We start from the raw sequence: 24,281 nt of genomic DNA on the forward strand, positions 1-24,281 counted from the left end.
ACTTTCCAGGAGGAGAAAAAATGACATTAACTCAAAAGGCTTTTAAAAATTGGATCTTACCATTTGTTTTATGCTTTTCAATGATTTTTGCATTTTTTCCAAGTCCAAAAGCAGATGCTGCAACTCGCACGTTTGATAAAACCCTTTATAGTGGTACATTAGCAAGTGGTGCTTGTCAAACTTCTTATCCGGTTATTAATCAAAAAGTAAACATAACAAATCTAGGTGGAGATATTCTAGCTAAAGAACAATATTGGACTGGAAGTGAGTGGCAAACGTTTAGATCCAAAAGGTTAACATACTACAATACGCCTAGTATCTTTACTATTGAATCAGATGGAGAAAAGTGGCGAATATTGATGACAGCATATAAACCAGCCCATATACATGTTGATTGTTATGGTTCTTCTTCATATTAGAGAACGTTGGAAAATTTACTATCAAGTTGATTTTAAAGGCATAACATAACGAACACCTGTCTTTACTTCCATTTAAGAAATTAAAATATCGTATTCCTGATTATGTTACTTAACATAATCACAATTTTAAGAGGTAAGCAAAAAGGCCAAATCTTTATGTATAAAGGATTTGGTCTTGTTTTTTATCGATTATGCAGGATTTTATACATCGTTGATTTATCAACGTTTTCGGCTTCTAAAAAAGAAGCCTGGCAGGTGCATAAAAAAGTGGGGTTTTATGCAATCTCTTCTTCCACTATAGCTACCCTTTAGTTGAATAACATTTGTTTTTAATTTTTAATCTTACCTAACTCAAGTAGTTCATTTTCAGAAAGTTTCTTTGTAAAATTATCTAGGTCTTCCGATGGAAACCAATCAATCTTAGGACCTCCACCACCATATTTAATCGTATGAGTTATTGAATTAGAAGACATAAATATATTGTGATGAACAAAAGGGTTTACAGTTACGCTTTCCCCCTCCTGAAGAAAGCGTAAATCTACGTCTCCATTTAAACAAATTTCTGCATAAACAATCCACCCTGACTGAACAACATAGAACTCGGAAACTTCTTTGTGATAATGGCTATTCTGCCAAGCACCTATTTTTGAACCAACAGTACGACAATATGAACTACCATCGGTACTAACTAACCTATATCGTTTTTCACCATTATTCATAAGTTCAAAATTAACATCTATACCAGATGACTGTGCTTCTTCTACACTAATTTTTCTTGGATTATAAGACATATTCTTCTCCCTATTTAAATAACGTTCGCCCCTGCATTTTACTCTTGTTAAATAACCTGCTTCTTGAATAAAAAAAGCGTTCCTTATAACGAGAACACACTCTTTTAGCTTAATAATGAATATTTTTATAAAACCTAACTACCTCACTATAAGATAAGTCACCACCGAATAAATCTAATGAACTTCCTATTGTTATATCTAATTTACCATTGGAAACTTTTAAAAAGTTCTCTAAATCTTTAATTGAACGCACACCACCTGCATATGTAGTTGGAATTGTAACCCACTCAGTTAACTTCTTTACTAAATCTTCTTCAATTCCAGTACGCTTTCCCTCTACATCAACTGCATGAATCAACAATTCATCACAATACTTCTCTATTTCCCTAATTGTTGACTTATTGATCTCAAAGTTACTAAATGTTGTCCATTTATTTGTAACAACAAACCACTTACCGTTCTTTTGTTTACAACTTAAGTCAATTACCAGTTTTTCTTTTCCAACTTCATTTACTAATTTATTTAATCTATCTATATTTATATCACCATTATTAAAAATGTATGATGTCACTATCACATGAGAAGCATTGTTTTCAAGATAAAAAGAAGCATTTTCAGCCGTAATTCCTCCTCCAATTTGTAAACCAAGGGGAAACTCTTTTAGTGCTTGTAATGCAGATTCTTTATTACCTTCCCCAAGCATAATAACATGCCCACCATTTAAATTGTCATTTCTAAACAAAGATGCGTAATAAGCCGAATCATAATCTGATACGAAATTTTCAATAACAAATTGATTAACTAATCCTAGTGTATCTCCTACTATTTGTTTAACCTTTCCTTGATGAATATCTATACAAGGTCTAAATTTCAATGTTATCACTATCCCTCTAATTCTGTAATTAATAAATAATTCACCAAAAAAATATGAATTTCCTTCTTAAATTAATCTGCCCGTTACTTGAATAAGAAAAAGCTGTCGTAGTGGCAGCTCTTCAACTCTTGAACCCGTTAGTGGATCAACAAGCCAAGCTCAATTTATCTATGTAAAATCATCTGGTCTGTTTCTTTAAATCCAAGTGATTTGTATAGTTTTTTTGCATTATCACTGGCTAATAGACGGATGGTATTTATATCTTTTTTAGTAAACCAATCTAACACTTCGTTTGTTAACATTTTTGCATAACCTTGATTTCTAAACATCGGCTCTACATAAACATCACCAATAAACCCATATTCTTCATCCTTATAAAAACAGTAAGGAATATCTTCTTTGATGAATGACCCAGCACACGCAACAATATTGTTTTCGTGTTCAATGACAAAGTGAATAGCTTTTTCTATTTCATACAATTCTTTGTAGGTCTCCTCAACAACCTGAACAAAATCATCTCTAAGAAGGTGTTCCATTCCAACTTCTTTAAACATTTTCTGTTTAAGTAGTGTTATTGCAGGAATATCTAATATTGTTGCAGTTCGTATCAAATTACTCTCCCCCTCATTAATTTATAATATTTAATTCTCTTTAATTCTCTTTACCTCGTCCCTTATTCAACTATCCTGCTTACGTTAGTTGAAGACGATAAAGAAAAAAGGCTGCCACAGCAACCCATTATCTTCTTCAACTCTTACTACCCGTTACTTGAATAAGAATGATGCTACTACAAAACCTATTATGATTATTAGAAAGTCATTTCTAATAAAGGTGGTGTTAGACATTGTTAATTAAAATTTTCCATAAATCTAATCGATCCACTCAAGTAGCCCTGATATAATCTGCCTAATATTGAAGAGAAGCCCCTATTAGCTTAAAAGCCTTAACTTCAATTCTTGATTAAGTCTCCGCCAACACTAAATTGATGTTTATTATCTACGGTTTCTATATAACCTATTAATTGAATACTAGGATTATCTATTCCTAATAAAGATTTATCACCTATACCTTCAAACGGCATAAAAAGATCTAATGTAACCTTTTCCCCTGGTTGAATATCTAATTTGTTTCCCTTAGCTTCAACTTTATATTCATTACCTTTATAAGCAGCCTCACCGTATTTTATAGGAAAGGAAACAAAAACATTATTTTGCTTTATAACAAAATCACTACCATTTATCAATTTTATGGAATATGATATTCCTTCTTCTAGTGTTTTCTTTTCAATTAACTCTAGCCTAATTTTTTGATAATCATATGTTGTAGCTTTTTTTTCATTAACACATCCTGCTAATAATACTGAGATTAATAAAAAAGAAGATAATAATTTAAATTTCAAACATAAGCTCCCCTTACTATCAGTGTTTTTTCTACCATATTAACATTAAATACCATTTTCAGGGGGGATTAATTGAACTTACCTTATTAAACTAACCTGACACTTAGTAAGAACGATAAAGAAAAAAGGCTGCCGCAGCAACCCATTTTTTTCTTCAACTCTTGCACCCGTTACTTTAAGTACAGTATTTCACAATCTATATCTTCAAATTGAATTTATATAAAGTCTATTCACTTTAATTTTGTTTTTGAAAAACACCTTTATTTGAATTCAAGATACCATTTAGATGATTTTTGAAACCTTTTATAAACATCATCTATCCATCCTGTACTTTTTTCTCTCTCCAAATGATTATTGGTTAAAATCCAATTAATAATCTCAATTAATTCTTCTTCTGAAAGTTTTCTCTGAATCGTTGCCATCTTGTCTAGCCAAGACTTTTTAGGAGAACCACCCACAGCGTTATCTAACCAATTAATGCAATCTTTTTTTAATTTAAATGTATTAAAGTTTTTAACGTCACTTAAGATGTAATTTATAGCTTGGTAACACCCTTGGTTGTTCACTACTTTATAATTACAAAGGTAAATTATAATATCCAAATTATCTGGTTTTATAACTGCTATAATTTTTTTGAAATCTTTTATGTTATGGTGAAACCCTCTTAGAGCATTTAATTCTAGAAGATATTTAAGTGCTTTATTACGCATTAGAGAATCAGCCTTAATGAAAAAGTTGCTTTGTTTTTCCATTTTCCAAATATAATCAAAGATGTCGGAGTTAGGACTAACTGATGTTCCTTTCAAATATGCCAAAAAAGATAAAAACTCTATCGGTTGAAATAAGGAGTTTGAAGTAAATACCTCATCAATATAACGTTTTATCTTCATATTTGAAGCATTTGTAATTGATGAAAATACACCTCCCCACATTAAGTCATGCGTCTTAATAATACGACCTAAAAGGTATTTAGAAGTATTTCCATCTATATTACGTATTATCTTTTCTAGAGATTTGTACACGATTTTAAATTCATCAATTTGTTCGTTCCCTATATCCATTTTTTTATTTAGTTCCACCCAAGATTTCACCCAGTTATCAATAACGTCACGATTTACTTTTTCAAGTTCAAGGCTAGTAGCAAATCCATATGCTTGTTCAATTTCCTTTTCCAAGTAACTTTTCAAGTCAATAAAAGACATATATTCACCTTCAAACTATTTCTTTTTTATATTATAAAAATTCCTATTTCTCTATCCTGCCCGTTACTTGAATAATGAAAAAAGATCGCCGTAGCGATCATTCTTAAGCTTAAGCACCCGTTAGCTGAAGAAGGAAGGCTACAAAGTCAACGTAGACCTCTGATTCGTTGCTCTACAATCCATCACAACAGTTTAAGCCTATCAATTTATCATCTCGAATTGTCCAACCATATTTTTTATAATTAATCTTCCTTCTACAATGGCTACATTGTTCTTGCCAACCTTCTTTTCTCCACCTTGCCAATACACCTAAACTAGCCCCATGACAAAAAGCAGTCCATTCGTAGTTGTCCATATTAAGTTCATCTTTTGGTTGTTTGCTTAATTTACCTTCTTGGAACTTTTCCATAACTTCATCCAAAATGTCATACGCTATATCTTCACTTACTTTGTTATCATTTATCATCTGGAGAATGTTAATCAAATTAAATCACCATCCTAGATCCGTACCTTCTTGGTGTATAGCACCAGTTAGCTTAATAAGCACTTCTAATATATTCATCTAATATTGGTAAATCAGGTGGACTAATGTTTGGGGGGAGTTCATTAAACTTAAAAAATTTTAAATCTTGAACTTCACTTTCTTCTCTTCTCAATACACCTTCATAATCCCTACATACAAAGGCAGATACAACATTATATACCTCATCGCCGTGAGGATATTTATAGTAAAAATCTTGTCCTGAAAAGACATTGAATAAAATTAAATTATTTGCGATCAATCCCGTCTCTTCAAATAATTCCCTTTTAGCTACTTGTTCTAATGTTTCTCCAATCTCCAAAGAACCACCAGCTAATCCCCAACAATTATTGTCTTTACGAAGTTGTAATAATAATTCATTATTACTATTTACAAGAATTACACACGCACCAGCCATAATTAGAGGGCGACTACCCACTATTTTTCTTAAATCCATAATGTATCCCATTACATCCTCCAATAGTGTTTATTCCACAATCCTGCCACTTTAGTTGACTATAAAAATCCAGCACAATTACAGCTATGATCTTGTTGAAGAAGATAAACCATTATTTTATTATTGGATTTCTTATCCCTTCGGCCCAATCCATAATAAAAGGTCTTTGACGTGGATTTAAGTTAGAAGGAAGTTCCGTCTTCCTGAAAAATCGATGTTCCCTACTTTCAATATCTTTTTGTTTTAATTCCCCTGTATATTGTTTAGCTTTGAAGATGATTTGAACACTAAAGACCTTATCTCCATTTGGATATTGAACAAAACATTTTTCTCCTGAATAGATACCAAACATGTCTAAATCCTTAACCCGTAATGCTGTTTCTTCAAAAGCCTCTCTCTTGGCGGTCTCTTCAAAAGTTTCCCCTATCTCCATAAGCCCCCCAGGAATACACCAATTGTCTTCATCTGTACGATGCTGTAATAATATCCGTTCATTATCCTCTATTATTATTCCGCATCCTACAGTCAAAAGAGTTTCGTGACCAATATACTTTCGCATCTCTTTTATATAATTCATAAACTTATCTCCTTCATCAAAACTTTTATCTAACATTTCGACAAATTAGATAATGTTTCCTTTTTATTAAATTAACCTGCCCGTTAATTTAAGTAAAACGATTCACAATCCTTTTTCTTATTCTAAATGATATTCTCCAATCTGGTCTATTAGTTGAAGTACTTAATTTTATTCAATTATCTCGAATTCAAGTCTTCAAGAAAATGGCCCGATTACGGAATAGAGCAACTGGAGCTTTTAACGTTACTACTTTTTTATAAAATAGTATTTGTTATGCAATTGCTGTAACAATAACGACCTATTTAGTTACGACTATACTCTTGTATAAATCGCTTAAAAATTCCTAAAAGACTGTGTAACAAAATAATGTCACATAAAATTTTGTAACAATATTTACTCAAACGTTTTTGAGACAAATCATCATAGGGAATACCTTCTTATTGCGGGTGATGACACTTTCGCTGGTACTACCCCAAGTAATGCTTTCAAGTCTATTTTTTCCGTTCAAACTATTGTAAGCAAAAGTTGTTTCTGTCCCTTTAAAATAAGTATACCGGCAGTGTAAAAGGATCTTCAAACCTGGCTGTTAACAAATAAAGGTCCAAGGTAAAAAGAAAACGAATCACTACAGTATGTAGTGGTTCGCCTTCTTTTTTATTACTATACTTCGTGTCTTGGAGTACGACAAATTAGTTTGTTAACAGCCTCAAACGAAGATCCTTTTTGTGCTGCTTTTTCAACTAAAGTGCATATGGCTAAGGAGTTATTCCTCACCTGATTTATACGATTTAATTTAGAGTTTTTCTATAGCCTTATAAAAAAGAAAGAATGCTCTCTCTCATTTAAATAAAACTGTCATTTCTTATTAGTCTTTTAAAAATGTTAGTAACGCTTCATTAAATTCTTTTGGATGAGTTGCGTTTAATCCATGCGGACCACCCTTTATTAGAGCGAGCTTACTCTCAGGAATGGAATCATATGTACGTTTTCCACTTAACTCAAAAGGTACAGTTGCATCAGAGTCACCGTGAATAATAAGAGTAGGTATATTGAACTTTTTCAAGTCCTTTCTAAAATCTGTCTTACTAAAGGCCGTAATACAATCGAGCGTTCCTTTAGGTGATGCACTAGCTGCAATATCCCGATTATATAAACGGAATGGCTCACTAACTAAATCTGTTCGATTACCAGCCGCGAAAAATCCCTTTGTAAATTTGTCAAGAAATGCAAGGCGGTCATTTATCACGCCACTTTTGAATTCTTCAATTGTTGCATCATCTAATGCTCCTTCAGGATGATCCTCTGATTTGTATAAATAAGGAGGAACTGCTCCAGCAAAAACAGCCTTTTCAATACGATCTGTTCCATACGTACTAATGTATCGAGCTACCTCACCTCCACCCATAGAAAAACCAACAAGTGTGACATTTTGAAGATCTAAATGTTCTAAAAGTTTATGTAAATCAGAAGCAAATGTATCATATTCATATCCTTCCCACGGTTGAGATGATTTTCCAAAGCCTCGACGATCATATGTTATGACTCTGTAACCTGCTTCAATAAGAGCTGGCACCTGATATTCCCAAGAGCGCCCACTTAAAGGCCAACCATGTATTAAGACAACTGGTTTCCCTGAACCATGGTCCTCATAATAAAGTTCAATTGGAGCATGATTTTCATTACCTACAGTAAATTTTGCCATATAAATTTCCTCCCATGAATTTTCATTATTTACCTATATTTTTGCTTCTTTGATCAAAAAACTCTTTACTCCAAAACATTTAAAATATTTTTAAAAAAATGCTTATATGATTATTATAATTCCCACTATCAAAATTGTAAAATTATGTTAAGTGTTAAACCAATTAATATATTAGATTACAATTTATTCGTGCCAAGGTGTGTAAATTATTGAAAATATTGAAGAATTTATAATAAAAAATCGAATAAGAGATTTCTAAGCAACTCCCAAAAATTGGAATTAAGAATCACACCCCTGCCTAAAACATCAAGGCTTATTTGTCGATTAATTCACTCTGCAAATGTTCTGAACGAATCCCATAAAAATAACCGATAAACATCATTTTAAAAAGCATAGTAGGATCTGAAGGCCGTCCATTATCCACGGAGTAAAGATGACGAACCTTTTCATTAATGAAAGAAAAATCTATGTATTTATCTACCTTTCTTAAAAGGTGGTCTTGTGGTACTTATTCATCAATTATTACGAATTCGGCTTCATTCCTCTCATAAGCTAAGACATACCTATGCTACTAACTTAATGGATGAAACAAAGGATTTGTCGTTTGTTTATGGAACAGTTGTTAGGTCATTCTTCCGAAACAAATGAACACGAGCCATTTGAACGTATACTGATTCGAAATGAAATTAATAAAAATTAATAGCCAACAACAGTTCAATTTAGAACAATGGGCTTATGAAATTTTGGTTAGATAAAGGGATAGTAGTATTAGACGTGTTAATAACACTTTCGTTAGTTCCTGAAACAATAAAAAACGCCCCAACTCCAGTTCTATCAAGGAATTTTGACGTTTTTACTACTCATTTTCAGTTGTTTTAATTAATATTTTCTTTTATACGAAGTTCGTTTTTCTTAGATAGGAAGGAGCTTACTTCCTATCTGCTTTTTTAAAGAGCTTTTCAAATTAAAATTTCTAATTGGATAAGCGTTTTACTAATTTAATAGAAATAATGAGGAATTAGATCTTCCAAACACCTTGGATTTCTGAAAATAAAAGTGTTATTTTATGATGATTTTATTAATAGAATGGGATTTTCAATAGATATTTTTGTTCTAATACTGCTCTAATGATAACCCTTTCAAATTAACTTCTCACTTGCAGTCTCTTTTTACTTTTTAGGATCTAGTTCAACACGTTTAATTTCACCAACGAGAAATAGGTAACTAACCATTGCAACTATCGCATTGATACCTACAAAAACTAAAGCACCATTATAAGAACCAGTTGCAGCAATGATGTAACCTATAATGATAGGCGTTGTAATTCCTGAAATATTTCCAAAAGTGTTAAATAAACCCCCACTTATTCCACCAATTTCTTTAGGAGAGCAGTCAGCCATGACAGCCCAACCTAACTGTCCAAAGCCTTTACCAAAGAATGCTAAGGCCATAATTCCAACTACAAGCCACTCAGCATCAGTATAATTACAAAGAATCATACTTGCAGAAAGAATCATACCAATAATAATAGGAGTTTTACGGGCGAAAGTAAGTGACTTTCCTTTTTTCAATAAGTAATCAGAATAAACACCACCTAAAATTCCTCCAAAAAACCCACTAAGTCCAGGTAATATCGCGACAAAACCAGCTTCAAGTATTGACATACCGCGTTCTTCAATTAGATAAACAGGAAACCAGGTCATAAAGAAATACGTAAGTGTTGAAATACAATATTGACCGATATATACACCAACTAGCATACGACTTTTAAGTAACTGCTTAATATGAGACCAATTGATGCCATTTGCCTCTTTATTGGCACCCTTTTCCATCATTTCTAATATCCCGCCGCCCTGTTTAATGTAATTCAGTTCAGCTTGATTAACACTCGGGTGTTCTTTAGGATTATGAATTACTTTTAACCAAGCAAAAGCAATAATAATCCCTAAGGCACCCATAATAATAAAAACGTATTCCCACCCAAATGATTGTGTTATCCAAGACATAAATGGGTTGAAAACAATTATGGCAAGAAACGCAGACGCACTAAAAATAGCAGATGCGGTTGCACGTTCATTATCAGGAAACCAAGATGCCGCTACTTGACTATTTCCTGGGAACGAAGGTGCTTCAGCCAGACCTACAATAAATCGAAGGATAAATAGCATGACAATTGCTGTACCGGCATTAAAAAATCCAACAAATCCTTGTAATAAAGTGAAAGTAGACCAAAGAAATAGACTCCAGAAAAGAACTTTCTTTGTTCCAAACTTATCTAAAATCCATCCTCCTGGTATTTGACCGAGAGCATAAGCCCAACTAAAAGCAGAAAAGATATATCCCATTGTTACAGCATTAATCCCTAAATCACTTTGCAAAGGTGAGGCTGCAATAGAAATTGTTGCTCGATCTGCATAGTTAATCGTAGTTACAACAAAACACATGGCTACAATCATCCAGCGAATATTTGTCTTTTTCATTGCTGAAACTGGAATTGAATCTTTTATAGATACAAGATTTCTCCCTAAGCTCATACTAATCTCCCCCTATTCCCAACTAAGTAACCATTCCTCATAAGAATAAAAACACAACCATTTTAGACTAATGATGAAATATATCATGATATTTTGAGGAAATTTTATTAACGCCCTAACCAACCCCCATCAACTGCAAGTAAATGGCCATGCACATAATTGGATGCATCTGATGCTAAAAATACTGCAGGCCCTTTGAAGTCTTCTGGGTTTCCCCATCGGTCAGCGGGAATTCGTTCTATAATTTGTCTACTGCGTATCGGGTCATTGATTAAGGCAGTATTCATTTCTGTAGCTATATAACCAGGAACAATAGCATTAACATTTACACCTTTTGATGCCCATTCATTTGCGAGTGCTTTTGTAAGTTGCCCCACTGCTCCTTTAGCTGAAGCGTAAGCTGGGACATACAACCCACCTTGATATGAAACAAGTGATGCGATATTAATAATTTTCCCACTCTTATTCTCAACCATATGTCTTCCAGCTTGTTGGCAAAGAATCCATACTGCTTTTAAGTTGACATTCAACACGTCGTCCCAATCCTGTTCAGAGAAATCCACTGCTGGAGAACGTCTTTGTATTCCAGCGTTATTTACAAGGATATCGACTGAACCCATCGCCTCAATGGCTTTTGGAATTGCTTGCTTTACTTCATCCAAATTCATAAGATCACACTGAATAATTTCACAGCGAACACCTAATTCCTTTATTTTCTCCTGTGTAGATGTATCATCGGATCTTTGTAAAAGCACTATGTCTGCACCAACTTCTGCAAGGCCAATAGCTATATCTTGACCAATACCACGAGTTCCTCCAGTAACAACTGCTACTTTTCTAGTTAAATCAAACGCTTGAGTCATCATAACACTCCTTAAGGTTTAAATAATATTTTTAATGATTCGTCTGGGTTTTCCATTAATTCAAAGCCTTTTTTAATGTCCTCTAATGGAAGGACATGAGATACTAATGGACTAAGATCCAATTTGTTTTGCCCAAGTAACTCAATTGCTTTTGCAAAGTCTTCCGGACTATAGCATCTTGTTGTCTTTAATGAGATTTCTCTGAAATGCATGTTTGCAAGATTAATGGTAGGGGGCTTTTTATAGACACTTACAACAGTGATTTCACCCTGAAACTTAATACAATCAATCATTTGATTGGCTGTGATCTGGTTTCCAGCTACTTCAAACACCACATCTGCTCCTACTCCATTTGTCGAATCTTTTACTACTTGGACAATATCCATTTTTTTAGCATCTATGCCTTCATATCCCATATCTCTTGCTATCTTTAGACGCATTGCACTAATATCAGAAATAAAGATCTTCCCTGCTCCCGCACGTTCTGCTATAAGAGCAATCAGCAAACCAATCGGTCCAGCACCTAAAATAGCTATAGTATCCCCGACCTTTAGATTTGAACGTCTGACGGTATGAATTGCAACAGCCAATGGTTCAAGCATTGCTGCTTCTTTCTCTGTACCTCCATCTGGAAGTACATTTAGTCTATTAATAGGAATAGTCGTGTACTCAGCGAAACCACCATCTTTATCAATACCTATGTATCTCAATCTCTCACAAACATGCATTTGCCCATTTCTGCAGGCAGCACATTTTCCGCAGTTTAAAAGTGGCTCAACTGCTATCTTATCCCCTTTTTTTACATATTCATTCTCCTCCACTTCTTCGACTACACCGCTAAACTCATGTCCCAATATCAGCGGAGCCTTTGCTCGTGGATGCAAGCCATGATAAATCATCATATCCGTTCCACAAATCCCCGCATATGATACCTTAATTAATGCTTCTCCGTTCTTCGGAGCTGGTATTTCTCTTTCCAACATTTCAACCTGCATGGGTGCTACATATGTTCCTACTTTCATTAAAATTCACTCCTCTATCCATTAAAAGACCACATTTTTAATTTGATACTTTATTAAGCCACCTAAATATTTAGTATTCTCCTAAAAACTTCTTGGTACTAACAGAATGTCTCCATATTTGTATAAAAAAACCTAATAATTCTCCTTTTTCGGTACTTTAAAATCTAGCAAAGCTTTTTAGTACAAAGGTAGACCCTTTCTTACTAAAGATTATAGTTTTATGGTCTTACAGCTGTTCCATCTGGTATTCGAGCTAAAGTCCAAGATGGGATTCCACCAACTACAGGGAATTTCTTTGCTTTTTCTTCATCAATTTCTATTCCTAATCCAGGCTTATCATTTACATAAGCAAAGCCCTTTTCAACTTGTGGACAACCTGGGAATACTTCCTCTAACGCATCATTGAATGGCGTCCACTCTTGAATTCCTAAATTAGGTGTACTTAAATCTATATGAAGATTAGCTGCCACTCCTACAGGTGAAATATCACCTGGACCGTGCCAAGCAGTACGTACCCCGTATAATTCACTAAATGTGGCTAGTTTCTTCGCTGGTGTAATACCACCAATTGAACTAACATGACATCTAATAAAATCAATTTGATGATTAACGATTAAATTTTTCCACTCATTCACATTCGTGAATAATTCTCCCATTCCAATAGGTGTAGATGTCTGCTGTCTAATCATTTTCAGCCATTCAATGTTTTCAGGTGCAACAGGATCCTCTAGGAAAAAGAGATGATAAGGTTCCAGTTTTTTGGCTAATCTTACAGCTTCAATTGCCGGAAGTCTTTCGTGTATATCATGGATGAATTCCATATTGTATCCAATCTTGGAGCGCAGATGATCAAATAATTTATCTATACTTTTCGCATATGCTTCCGGATCAAAATAACATCCGGATAGTGAAGTTCTAGGTGATCGTTTAGGCACTATTTTGCTAGATTTCTCATAAATGGTTGAAATTAATTTTGTATCAGTGGTACCACTTCCACCATACATACCCATTTGACAACGAGCATACTGATAACCTTCTTCCATAAGGGCTAAGATATTTTCCTCAACTGCCACTTCATCAGGACCATCGGCATGACGATAGAGTGGAATTCCGTCCCTGCACTTACCTCCTAATAATTCATAGACTGGAAGGTTTGCCAACTTCCCTTTAATATCCCAAAGAGCCATATCAACCCCAGAAAGAGCATTGTTCATAATCGGCCCATTCCTCCAGTATCCGCTTACATTTGCCGACTGCCATATATCCTCGATTCTTCTAGGATCTTTCCCAATAAGAAATGGTTTAAGATAATCTTCGACTGCTGATTTTACAGCAAATATTCGTTGAGTAAAGGTTGCACATCCTAGTCCATATAATTCAGGTTCATTTGTCTCAACCTTAACTACGACTAAATCGACTCCTCCAGGTGCAGTTAAAATTACTTTAACATTACGAATTTCTAAGTAATCCATTTCATTGCTCCTCCTTTAAATAATTGTTTTGTAATAACTTGTTAGTTGTCCTACAAGTTTATGGTTAAATAATTTACCTCTCAAAAGAAGAGGTAAACTATTTACTTGAATCCTTAATTCTTTTAATAATCTCAATGTTATTTTCCATAGATTTGCTCAAACTATTTTTTGCAGCTTCAGCATCTCTATTTTGGATAGCGCGAAATATCTGTAAATGCACTTCAATACTATCTAAGGTTATACCAATCACACGGTTTAACTCTTCTAAATAATAGTAATAAAAATCCCGAATCGAATGCATGACTCTGTAAAAAACTTTGTTTTTTGAAGCTTTGGCAATGGCTAAATGGAAATTAAAATCTACTTCAGAATATTTCTTATAGTCATCTCTATATCGAAACATCTCATTAAGAATTTCCTCAATATCTGAAAGATCATTATCTGTTGCATTCTTAACAGCTAAATCTAAACATTTGTATTCGATGGTTTGACGAAATTCCATCATATCTAAAAATTCTTCCTCGCTAAGATGCATTATCGGAACAAAATCATTAATACTTTTCCCACTAATATCATCCGAAACAAATGTGCCTTTGCCCTGATATGTAACGACAATCCCTAAATCTCGCAATCGCTGAATTGCACTTCTAATACTAACTCGACTTACATTAAACATCTTTTGTAATTGCGTTTCAGAAGGTATTTTGCTTCCTGGTGGCCAAGCACCATTGGCTATATGTTCCTTTAGTTGCTCATAAACTGAATTAACAATATTTTGTTTATCAATGGAGTTAATTCCCATTCTCTTCCCTCTCTTGTAACATGTCCTACAAGTTATAACTTATCTTACCATGAACATTTTGAATTGTAAATGCTTTCATTAGAGAATCTGAATTCGAAATAAAAGTAAATTAATAAATAAGGCAAATACAAATATTTCTTGAGGATTTACATTTTTTCTTCCACTTTCAGTTGCTGATTACTTCGATGCACTAGTTATACAAGGGGTAAATTGGTTAAACAATAGTTATGAAGAGGTTTTAATAAACACTTTAAGTAAGTTCCGAATATTTAAAAAACGTCCACAACCCTAGCTATCAAGGATTAGTAGACGTTTTTTGACTCTAGTTTAGTTGTGTTAATAGTTTCGAAATTTAAGAATAATAGGGAGTTTACTCTCTTCTACCTACTCGTAATATTATGATATTTTCCCTATATATCCCTCAATGCTTGTTCAAATCCAGTAATAGACTAGTTAAAATATCTCCTCCTCGATAAAAACTACCTCTATAAAGTGCTTGGCCAAAGATGTTCAACTCAAGGGATCTGTAACAATTAGATAGGACTTGCAGATGTAGACTCAATAAAATTTATCCCCATCAAGTTTTAGATACTCTTCCATTACATGCTGCTAGAGCTTATTTTAATAAAGTATCAAATGAAACAATAGTTGTATCTGAACATGAAGAGAAAAAGCATTAACGTACTAGTGTTAATCGTAAGAAATCTGCTCTTAGATCTTTATTTAAATATTTAACAACGCAATGAAAATGATAAAGGCGAACCACTTTTTCACCGTAATGTTATGTTGAAAATTCCGGTGATTAAACAAAAAGAAAGCCTAAATGAACGTAGCAGAAAGCTTTCAAATGTTATCTTTCACGAAGATAAGGATATTGATTTCCTATATTTTAAAAGAATGAGTATGAGCATGGGTTATCAGAACGTCAAAAGAGCTATTTTTTTCGGGATAAAGAGCGTGATTATGCTATATTATCTATTTTCCTTGATAGCTGAATAAGAGTAAATGAAATTGCAGATTTAAGAATAAGGAATTTAAACTTTACAGAAGACCAAATAAAAGTTATTCGCAAAGGATATAAAACGGATAACGTACAGGTTTTTTCTAAGGTTATGGATGATATTAATGAGTATCTCAATGAGAAAGGTACGATATGGTGGAACAGATGCTGACTACTAGTATTTATTTTTAGCAAAATATAAGGGCTCCTCTTACCCTCTTTCGATTCAATCGATTCAAGACTTAGTTAGGAAATATACCAAAGCATCTAATACTGGGAATATAATTATGTCCCCTCATAAATTAAGGCACAAATATGCTACAAATTTAATGGATGAAAGTAAGGATTTGTCGTTTGTTATGGAACAACTTGGTCATTCTTCAGAAACAACTGCCTTTCTTTATGTACTACAAGCCAAGAAAAGGCTAAAAAAGCTACAGAAGCACTAGGAAAACGTCGATCTAAACTAAAGGATTGATTCTTTGAGATGACAAATTATTTTAAAATACTGGCAGTGTAGAGGTCAAGGGTTCGAGCCCCCAATTTCGGCAAAACACGGAGTGCTCCTTTCCTTGTTGTAATCAAAGGTGCATCCGCATTTGCAAATGTGATAATTAAACTCTAAGGACCACTTTACATTCTCAAAAAATAATCACTAAAACCTATAAAGGAAGTTAATCTCCTGTATTTTTTAATGCCCATAATCATTTTTATTTATCTTGTTCAGTTGTTTCAACATGTTCATTCGGAACTCCAGTTGATTTCCTATTAATTAATTTTGTATCAAAGATTGTAGTTGCAAATTTAGTTTTCTTTTTAGAATGGATTCGTTTTAAAATAGTTTCTGCCACCTTTACGCCTATCTCATAAGTTGGCTGCGCAACTACAGTAACAGGTGGATTGGTAATCGAAGCCCAATCTGTATCATCAAAACCAATAAAAGAAATATCGTCAGGTATTTTATATCCTGATTCTTTAACAGCTTTAATAACCTCAAGATTCAACGTATCATTCATAGAAAAAATTGCAGTAGGTTTTAAGGATTGAAGAAGATCTATAGTGGCTTTATACCCGTCACCTTCTTTTAAAGATACTTCTCTAACTAACAATGGATTATAATCAATATTAAAATCTATAAGAGCTTTTTTATAACCCTCTAATCTCTCTTGTCTATTGCTTACTCCATGTATAGGTGCTGTTAGATAAGCAATATGTTTGTGACCAAGTTTGCATAAGTGTTCTACTGCGTTATAAGATCCTTCTAAGTTATTTGTAAGTATTTGATCTCCAAACTGTTCATCCATTCTTCTGTCTACAAATACTAATGGGAATCCTTCTTCACTTAGTTCTTTATATAAATCCGCATTATTACCTACGGTAGCGGTAATAATTCCATCAACTTGCTTATGATAGAGTTCTGTTATATATTTACGCTCTAAAGTTGAATCGTTATCTGCGTTGCAAAGAAAAAGACTATACCCTTTCTTGCGACAAACATCTTCTACTCCTCGTATAAGTTTTGAACTAAAGGGATTTAAGACATTAAAAATAATTAGTCCAATCGTTTTAGTTTTTTTGCTTTTAAGTCCTTGTGCAAGACGGTTTGGTTTATAATTTAATTCTCTTATAGTACGTTCAATTTTTTCTCGGACTTCTTCTCCCATCATGTCATACATTCCATTAAGGTATCTTGAAACTGTCGTTTTTGAAACTCCTGCTCTCTCAGCAACGTCCTTAATTGTAACTTTCATACCATTCTCCTTCATTGACTTTCTCTTGTTAAGAAAATAATATAACTTCTTACTAAATAGTATAATCAGAATTAAAGCAAAAGTATAAACAATAGTTTTAAAATAAAAAAGTACCCAAAAGGTACTTTTTTATTTTAAAGTTTTTGTTAACAACTTTATACAAAAGCCTCGGGCTTATAAGACGTCTTTAATACTTAGGATTTTAATTACTAGATTATTCCTTATTCTATCTTCTTATTTATTTCTGATGTAACTTGCTTCTTCACAAAATTACTCTTTATATTCCCATTTTGGCTTCTTATCAGACACTAACAGTTTTTTGACTTATACAAAGATAGATAAAATTAAAATAAATCCATATGCTGTAAAACCTACAATTGTGTTGATTCCAGTCCAAGTTATTAAGGTTTCTTTTACAGTTAAATTAAAATATTCTTTAATCATCCAGAATCCTGCATCATTAAAATGAGCCATTGCCAGTGAACCTGCACCTGTTGCCAAAACTAATAACTCAGGACTAGGTGCATTCGGCATTGTTGCAACAATCGGGGCAACTATCCCTGCTGATGCCATCATACCTACCGTTGCAGATCCGGTTGCAATTCGAATTAGAAGTGCAATTAAGAATCCTAATAAGATCGGAGATATATCAGCTCCGGTTGCCAATTTAGCAATATAATCACCAGTACCACTGTTAATAATAACTCTATTAAAGGCTCCTCCAGCACCGATAACTAACAAGATATTAGCAGTAGGCGCAACACAATCATTTGTAAATTTAAGAATGTTGTCTTTGCTAAAGCCTCTTGCATACCCTAAACTAAAAAATGAAAATATAGCCGCAATTCCTAGTGAGATGATAGGATTACCTAAAAAGCCAAATATCAGGCGCAATTGATTGGTTTCTACTAACGTTACTTCTGTGATAGTTTGCCCAAGCATTAATATGACTGGAAGCAGCACAGTTAATAAAGTAATAGTTAAACCTGGTAAAGCACGATCGCTATTTTCCTGTACCAATTCCTTAGCTAAGTTCTCAGGCGGAATAGGATGAATGCGTTTAGTGAGCCAATTTGTATAAAGGGGACCTGCAATAATTGCAGTCGGGAATCCTATCAATATAGCATAAAGAATCGTCAAACCAACATTTGCATGATAAATCTCGACGCCTGCCATGACAGCTGGATGTGGTGGTACCATACCATGAACAGTTAAAAGACCTGCAAGTAATGGAGCACCTATCTTCATTATGTTCATTCCCGTTTTTAAAGCAATCGTAAATACAAGTGGAATCAGAAGGACAAAGCCTACTTGAAAAAACACTGGAATTCCTACAAGAAAACCAACAAACATCATGGCCCAGTGGACATTCTTCAAACCAAAACGTTTAATAAGGGCTTGAGCAATCACTTCTGCTCCACCTGATTCGGCCATCATTTTACCTATCATTGTTCCGAAGGCAAGCACAATTGCAATTAACCCTAAGGTTGAACCTAATCCTTCTTTGATTGAGTCGACAACCTCTAATAAAGGCATCCCTGATGTAACTCCAACAAAAACAGACGTAACAATTAAAGTTACAAATGGATTCCATTTAAAGTAGCTAATTAATACTAGTAGCAATAAAATCCCTATTAATGTAATTATTAATGGCATTTGTTACTCTCCTCTCTAAAAACGTGTAATTGTTTTATCTTTTATTAAAACATTTCCTTTTTCTTATGTGCCTCTGGATTCTAATAGTGTTAAGACGTTAGGTTATCTATAATTATCTAATTAAAGGGCTTACAAAATTAAACCTACGATCTAATTAGAATCTTGAATTAGATCGTAAATAACTTCTGCTGAAGATTCAATCTCTTCAAAACACTAATGACCGTAGATAGTTCCGATTAGCGTGGTGTACTTTTTCTAAGCAAAAGCTAGTTTAGTACTTAGACTCCTGTAAAATTTGGTTTCCTCTTTTCTAGGAAAGCCGCTACACCTTCTTGTTTATCTTCCGTAGAAAATAAAAATGATTGTAATGCATTTTCAAGGAGAAGACCTACCTCCAGTGGAATATCGGAGCTACGTTGTATAGCCAATTTAGACACTCGTAATGCTAGTGACCCTCTTTCAAGAATCTTTCCCGCTAAAGCCAAGACTGTCTCGTCTAATTCGTCTTGGGATACCACTTCAGATACGAATCCTAATTGTTTTGCCTGATGAGCATCTAATACATCGCCAAGAAATACGAGTTCTTTTACTTTAGCTTCCCCTAAGAGGCGAACTATTCTTTGAGTTCCCCCTGCACCAGGCATTACCCCTAACTTACATTCAGGAAGACCAAATTTAACATTATTTGTGGCTACACGTATGTCGCAAGCTGCTGCTAACTCCATACCTCCACCAAAAGCATAGCCTTGAATAGCCGCTATGGTTGGCTTTTCATAGTTGTAAATTAAATCATATAAAGGTTGCATAGATGGGAAAAGGGCATCTAAAGATGTCATTTTTTGCAAATCTGCAATATCGGCTCCGGAAGCGAATGTTTTTCCTGTTCCTTTAAAACTAACAACTTTAACATCTTTATCATTTTTAAAATAAGAAAGGGCATCTTTTATTTCTGCCATCATTTCTTCGTTAAAAGCATTGTACTTATCTGGACGATTAAGAATTATCCAACCTACATAATTCTTCTTTTGAACTTCTAGCGTGTTAAACTGTTGCATGTTCATCCACTTCCTTTTCTACATAATTTGTGAATAGACTAGAATCCATTTCTTTTAAATTTGGAGATATTTCTGGTTTTGAATCCATATGGTCAAGAATATCCTTATAAAGGTCGATCCCTGGAGCTATTTCTTCTAAAACCAAACCGTTGTCTCCCAGTTTGAATACAGCTCTCTCTGTTACGAAAATTACCTTTTGTCCTGTTTCTCTAGCATACTCTCCAGAAAATGTAATTTGATTTACTTTATTTATAAATTTCTTGAACTTTCCTTCCTTAACAATTTGCATTTTCCCATTATCAATTTTCACTTCTAGTCCACCCGCAGTGAAAGTACCACAAAAAACAAGTTTCTTTGCATTTTGGGCTATATTGATAAAGCCCCCACATCCTATGATTCTATCTCCCAATTTACTTACATTAACGTTTCCATGTATATCTACTTCTGCCATTCCTAGGCATGTCATATCGAGTCCACCGCCATCAAAAAAGTCAAACTGGGATGGTGCTTCAATGATCGCATGAGAATTAGACGATACTCCAAATTCAATTCCACCAGCAGGTACTCCTCCTATAATTCCCTGTTCAATAGCAAACACAAATTCTTTTGACAGATTCATTTCTGAGGCCACTAATCCTACTGATCCTGATATTCCTACACCTAAATTTACTACACCCTTTTCAGGTAGTTCCATAGCTGCACGCATTGCAATAATCTTGCGTTCGTTGTAAGGAATTTGTTGGATATTATAAGCTGGTATCCGAATGTCGCCTGCATAAGCAGGGTTATAGGTCGAAATCACGGTTTGCTTTTGCTCAGGAGAAAGAATGATACCATCGACCAAAATACTAGGGATTTTTACGAGTTTAGGATGTAAAGTTTCTCTTTTTGCCAATCGTTTCACCTGAACAAACACTTTTCCCCCACTATTGTGGACAGCCTGTGCCATAGCCAAATTATCTAAAAACGCTGCTTCCTCTTCCATGGTTATATTTCCATCTTCATCCGCTGTTGTTCCTCTCAAGAAAGCAACATTTACTGGAAATGAGGGATAAAATAGTTTCTCTTCCCCATTAATATCAATAAGTTGCACTATATCTTCAGTTGTAACCGTATTCAGTTTTCCTCCCTCAACACGAGGATCTACAAAAGTTTTCAACCCTACATGAGTAATTAAACCTGGTCTGCCTGAAGCGATTTCCCTGAAGAGTTGGGATAATACTCCTTGTGGGAGATTATAAGCCTCAATTTTATTTTCACTAGCAAGACGAGCCATTTTAGGTAAATAATCCCAATGCCCACCAATATCACGCTTTACTAATCCCTCATAAGCTACGTGGCACATTCCGCCGTCTTTTCTATCACCTACACCAGTTACATGAATAAAAGTAAGATTACTAGGTGATGCTGATTCCACAAATCTTGTTTCAAGCGCTTTCAAAAGGGCTGTCGGTTCTAATAATCCTCCCCCAGCTCCTCCAACTACCACTGTATCCCCATCTGATATTTGTTTAACCGCTTCTGCAGCAGTTAACACTTTAGAAAATGACATAATTAACACCTCTTATACTTTTTAGAAATCGGTTTACAAAATCGGTTTCGCATTCATATTAACTGATGTCGAATTATTTTTAAAGCTTTTATTTTTGTAAAAACCGATTTACGAAACCGATTTACGAAACCGATTTGTAATTCATATTAACCGATGTCAGATTATTTTTAAAGCTTTTTTTATCAAAATTCTAAAATTATCAAAAAAATAAAATAACTCTTTTAAATTAAACAAATCTATTGTATTCTGTTTACGAAACCGATTTCGTTTATCGGTTTCAAATTCAAACGCAAGCAGGTAAATGGATTATGAATGCTGCACTTATTAGATATTTCGCTTGGAAGAGGCATAACACAAGAACTTATTGAAAGCGGAATCAAAATTAAATTAAAGAGTTATTAAAAGGAGGATTAACCAATGAAAGTAGACAATTCTTTAACACTTCAAAATTTAGAAGAAAGTTTAAACCATTTCTTTGAGGTTTCGGGAAAAAAAATAAAAGCTCTTCATGCATCTTGGGACACAAAAAACGGTACGCCAGTTTTTACATCAAATGGACAATATACTACAAAGGGATGGACAGAATGGACGCAAGGTTTTATGTATGGATGGGCTATTCTACAGTTCGATGCTACTGGAGATGAAAGTTTTCTAGAGATGGGACGTAAAAGTACTGTTGATCATATGGCTCCTCATGTAAGCCATATTGGCGTTCATGATCATGGCTTTAATAATGTTTCTACTTATGGCAATCTACGTAGGTTAATGCTGGAAGGTCGATTACCTTTTAATGAATGGGAATTAAACTTTTATGAATTAGCACTTAAGGCCTCAGGGGCAGTTCAAGCAAGTCGATGGTCCACTCTTTCAGACGGTACAGGGTACATTTATTCTTTTAACGGACCTCAATCTCTTTTCATTGATACAATTCGGTCACTCCGCTCTCTGGCAGTAGCACACCAACTAGGTCATAAGCTAATGGGAGAGGGAGATGAGCCTATTTCGTTATTAGACAGACTTATTCAACATGCGAAAAATACCGCTCGCTATAATATCTATTATGGGGAACAACGAGATTCTTATGATGTCAACGGTCGTGTTGCTCACGAATCTATCTTTAATACGACAAATGGTACGTATCGTTGTCCTAGCAGTCAACAAGGATATTGTGCATTTTCCACTTGGACACGAGGATTGGCTTGGGCACTCTTAGGATATGCTGAACAGCTTGAATTTATTTCTACATTAGCAGATGAAGAATTAGAGCCATTTGGCGGACGTGAAGAAATTACTGGCTTCATGTTAAAGGCAGCAAAGGCAACAGCAGATTTTTATCTTCAAAACACGGCTCTTGACGGGATTCCGTATTGGGACACTGGTGCTCCAAAATTAGATGAGTTAGGTCAGTGGAGAGACCGTCCCGCTGATCCTTATAACGATAAAGAACCTGTCGACAGCTCTGCAGCAGCTATTGCAGCTCAAGGGCTAGCACGGTTAGGGCGTTATATGGAAGAGCAACTTGGAGATTCAACAGGACGTCTATACTTTCAAGCTGCTTTGACAACTTCTAAGGCACTTTTCTCTACGCCTTATCTTTCGGAAGACGAGAACCATCAAGGATTAATCCTTCATTCTATTTATCACCAACCTAATGGTTGGGACTATGTGCCAGAAGGAAGTGTTGTACCGAATGGTGAGTCTTCTTTATGGGGAGATTATCACGCAGTAGAGCTAGCTTTATACCTTAAAAGGTTATTAGAAGGAAAGCAGCTTAACTTTGAAGGTAAAATCCATTTAGTAAAGTAGATAGTGTCCAGAAAGTAGCCTTTTTATATAGAAAATATAAAAGGGCTACTTTCTATAGAATAAATCATTACCTTCAAATACCAATCATTTTATTTGGATAAAGGGGAGAAACGTATGGATGTAATCACGTTTGGGGAAACCATGGTACTCTTTGTCCCTGACTCATTCGGTATTCAGGCCACTTTACGAAAACAATTGGCGGTGTAGAGTCAAATGTAGCCATTGCGCTTTCGAGGTTGGGGCACAAGGTCGGCTGGATGAGCCGTCTAGGCGAGGAAGAATTTGGGCTATTGGTTCGTAACTTTATACGTGGAGAAGGAGTGGATACCTCCCATGTCAATATTTGATAGAAACTATCCAACAGGGGTCTTCTTTAAAGAGAGGAATGCTGGGAACGATCCAAAAGTTTACTATTACAGAAAGGGTTCAGCTGCAAGTTATATGAACCCAGATGATTTAGATGAAGCCTATATTAGTCAGGCTAAGTTTCTGCATCTAACGGGAATTACACCTGCTCTTAGTCCATCTTGTAAAGACACCGTTTATCGAGCAATTGAGCTAGCTAGACGTCATCAGATAACGACTGTCTTTGATCCTAATATCCGCTTAAAACTTTGGTCTAAAGAAGAGGTCAGAAAAACTTTGGTTGATATTTCCAGTATTCTAGTAATCTATAGACACTTTTCCTCCCGAAAACAATTTTAATAAAAAAGTTAAATCCAACAATTCTTTAATATATCCTTTCATCGAATCCTTTTTAGAAATACCAAATTTATATGATGAATAGACTTTGTCAATAAATCTACTCATAATACTATAGATATTAT

The 24,281-nt window shown here is 34.5% G+C and carries 22 protein-coding genes and 2 pseudogenes; 5 read left to right on the plus strand and 19 right to left on the minus strand.

The window, feature by feature from the left end; genetic code table 11:
* Window positions 1-20 precede the first annotated feature (20 nt).
* Window positions 21-419, plus strand: coding sequence for a hypothetical protein (locus WQ54_RS12685; RefSeq protein ID WP_046517089.1), 399 nt, complete (start codon window positions 21-23; stop codon window positions 417-419).
* Between the two features lie 329 nt (window positions 420-748).
* Here WQ54_RS12685 and WQ54_RS12690 read toward each other — a convergent pair whose 3' ends face one another.
* The 15 genes and pseudogenes from WQ54_RS12690 to WQ54_RS12755 form a co-directional block, all read right to left on the minus strand.
* Window positions 749-1,210 (minus strand): cupin domain-containing protein, encoded by a 462-nt coding sequence (locus WQ54_RS12690; protein ID WP_046517091.1) that lies wholly within the window; start codon window positions 1,208-1,210, stop codon window positions 749-751.
* A 109-nt stretch (window positions 1,211-1,319) separates the two neighbouring features.
* On the minus strand, window positions 1,320-2,084 hold the full coding sequence (hisA, locus tag WQ54_RS12695; RefSeq protein WP_046517162.1) for a phosphoribosylformimino-5-aminoimidazole carboxamide ribotide isomerase: 765 nt from the start codon (window positions 2,082-2,084) through the stop codon (window positions 1,320-1,322).
* 164 nt (window positions 2,085-2,248) lie between these two features.
* Window positions 2,249-2,695, minus strand: a complete 447-nt coding sequence (locus WQ54_RS12700; RefSeq protein ID WP_046517094.1) for a GNAT family N-acetyltransferase — start codon at window positions 2,693-2,695, stop codon at window positions 2,249-2,251.
* A gap of 338 nt (window positions 2,696-3,033) precedes the next feature.
* Window positions 3,034-3,483, minus strand: coding sequence for a hypothetical protein (locus WQ54_RS12705; protein WP_046517095.1), 450 nt, complete (start codon window positions 3,481-3,483; stop codon window positions 3,034-3,036).
* 260 nt (window positions 3,484-3,743) lie between these two features.
* Window positions 3,744-4,685 carry a hypothetical protein gene (locus WQ54_RS31915; RefSeq protein ID WP_052737774.1) on the minus strand — a complete coding sequence of 314 codons (942 nt, stop codon included), beginning with the start codon at window positions 4,683-4,685 and terminating at the stop codon, window positions 3,744-3,746.
* Window positions 4,686-4,857: 172 nt separating this feature from the next.
* Window positions 4,858-5,169 carry a hypothetical protein gene (locus WQ54_RS12715; RefSeq protein WP_046517097.1) on the minus strand — a complete coding sequence of 104 codons (312 nt, stop codon included), beginning with the start codon at window positions 5,167-5,169 and terminating at the stop codon, window positions 4,858-4,860.
* A gap of 52 nt (window positions 5,170-5,221) precedes the next feature.
* A complete protein-coding gene (locus tag WQ54_RS12720; protein ID WP_046517098.1) occupies window positions 5,222-5,674 on the minus strand; it encodes an NUDIX hydrolase in 453 nt (150 codons plus the stop codon).
* A gap of 100 nt (window positions 5,675-5,774) precedes the next feature.
* Entirely contained in the window at window positions 5,775-6,239 is a 465-nt protein-coding gene (locus WQ54_RS12725) for an NUDIX hydrolase (RefSeq protein WP_046517100.1), read from the minus strand.
* 865 nt (window positions 6,240-7,104) lie between these two features.
* Window positions 7,105-7,941 (minus strand): alpha/beta fold hydrolase, encoded by an 837-nt coding sequence (locus WQ54_RS12730; protein ID WP_046517102.1) that lies wholly within the window; start codon window positions 7,939-7,941, stop codon window positions 7,105-7,107.
* Window positions 7,942-8,284: 343 nt separating this feature from the next.
* A pseudogene (locus WQ54_RS34700) lies at window positions 8,285-8,464 on the minus strand (IS5/IS1182 family transposase); the annotation flags it as partial.
* Between the two features lie 646 nt (window positions 8,465-9,110).
* Window positions 9,111-10,475 (minus strand): MFS transporter, encoded by a 1,365-nt coding sequence (locus WQ54_RS12735; RefSeq protein WP_046517104.1) that lies wholly within the window; start codon window positions 10,473-10,475, stop codon window positions 9,111-9,113.
* Window positions 10,476-10,582: 107 nt separating this feature from the next.
* Window positions 10,583-11,338, minus strand: a complete 756-nt coding sequence (locus WQ54_RS12740) for an SDR family oxidoreductase (RefSeq protein ID WP_156177923.1) — start codon at window positions 11,336-11,338, stop codon at window positions 10,583-10,585.
* Window positions 11,339-11,349: 11 nt separating this feature from the next.
* On the minus strand, window positions 11,350-12,360 hold the full coding sequence (locus tag WQ54_RS12745) for a zinc-binding dehydrogenase (RefSeq protein ID WP_046517108.1): 1,011 nt from the start codon (window positions 12,358-12,360) through the stop codon (window positions 11,350-11,352).
* Between the two features lie 218 nt (window positions 12,361-12,578).
* Window positions 12,579-13,832: an enolase C-terminal domain-like protein gene (locus WQ54_RS12750; RefSeq protein WP_046517109.1), complete on the minus strand. Its 1,254-nt coding sequence runs from the start codon at window positions 13,830-13,832 to the stop codon at window positions 12,579-12,581.
* Between the two features lie 97 nt (window positions 13,833-13,929).
* Window positions 13,930-14,634: a FadR/GntR family transcriptional regulator gene (locus WQ54_RS12755; RefSeq protein WP_046517111.1), complete on the minus strand. Its 705-nt coding sequence runs from the start codon at window positions 14,632-14,634 to the stop codon at window positions 13,930-13,932.
* Window positions 14,635-15,825: 1,191 nt separating this feature from the next.
* Between WQ54_RS12755 and WQ54_RS35635 the strand changes: the two are divergent.
* A pseudogene (locus WQ54_RS35635) lies at window positions 15,826-16,083 on the plus strand (tyrosine-type recombinase/integrase); the annotation flags it as partial.
* A 261-nt stretch (window positions 16,084-16,344) separates the two neighbouring features.
* Here WQ54_RS35635 and WQ54_RS12760 read toward each other — a convergent pair.
* The 4 genes from WQ54_RS12760 to WQ54_RS12775 form a co-directional block, all read right to left on the minus strand.
* Complete coding sequence (locus WQ54_RS12760; protein ID WP_046517165.1) at window positions 16,345-17,385, minus strand: LacI family DNA-binding transcriptional regulator; 1,041 nt, start codon at window positions 17,383-17,385, stop codon at window positions 16,345-16,347.
* Window positions 17,386-17,709: 324 nt separating this feature from the next.
* Window positions 17,710-19,041 (minus strand): gluconate:H+ symporter, encoded by a 1,332-nt coding sequence (locus WQ54_RS12765; RefSeq protein ID WP_046517113.1) that lies wholly within the window; start codon window positions 19,039-19,041, stop codon window positions 17,710-17,712.
* Window positions 19,042-19,319: 278 nt separating this feature from the next.
* Window positions 19,320-20,096, minus strand: coding sequence for an enoyl-CoA hydratase/isomerase family protein (locus WQ54_RS12770; RefSeq protein ID WP_046517115.1), 777 nt, complete (start codon window positions 20,094-20,096; stop codon window positions 19,320-19,322).
* The gene (locus tag WQ54_RS12775) at window positions 20,083-21,648 is read right to left on the minus strand and encodes an acyl CoA:acetate/3-ketoacid CoA transferase (RefSeq protein WP_046517116.1); all 1,566 of its coding nucleotides are present in this window, start codon (window positions 21,646-21,648) and stop codon (window positions 20,083-20,085) included. The genes WQ54_RS12770 and WQ54_RS12775 overlap by 14 nt, the downstream gene beginning before the upstream one ends.
* Window positions 21,649-22,065: 417 nt before the next feature.
* Between WQ54_RS12775 and WQ54_RS12780 the strand changes: the two genes are divergently transcribed.
* From WQ54_RS12780 to WQ54_RS35470, 3 genes are all read left to right on the plus strand, one after another.
* A complete protein-coding gene (locus tag WQ54_RS12780) occupies window positions 22,066-23,454 on the plus strand; it encodes a glycoside hydrolase family 88 protein (protein WP_046517118.1) in 1,389 nt (462 codons plus the stop codon).
* A gap of 221 nt (window positions 23,455-23,675) precedes the next feature.
* Window positions 23,676-23,801: a PfkB family carbohydrate kinase gene (locus WQ54_RS35465; RefSeq protein WP_331435113.1), complete on the plus strand. Its 126-nt coding sequence runs from the start codon at window positions 23,676-23,678 to the stop codon at window positions 23,799-23,801.
* Entirely contained in the window at window positions 23,788-24,159 is a 372-nt protein-coding gene (locus tag WQ54_RS35470; protein WP_331435112.1) for a PfkB family carbohydrate kinase, read from the plus strand. Before WQ54_RS35465 ends, WQ54_RS35470 begins: the two co-directional genes overlap by 14 nt.
* Window positions 24,160-24,281 lie beyond the last annotated feature (122 nt).

This window comes from Bacillus sp. SA1-12 (assembly GCF_000981385.1).
Taxonomy (GTDB): Bacteria; Bacillota; Bacilli; order Bacillales; family Bacillaceae; genus Metabacillus.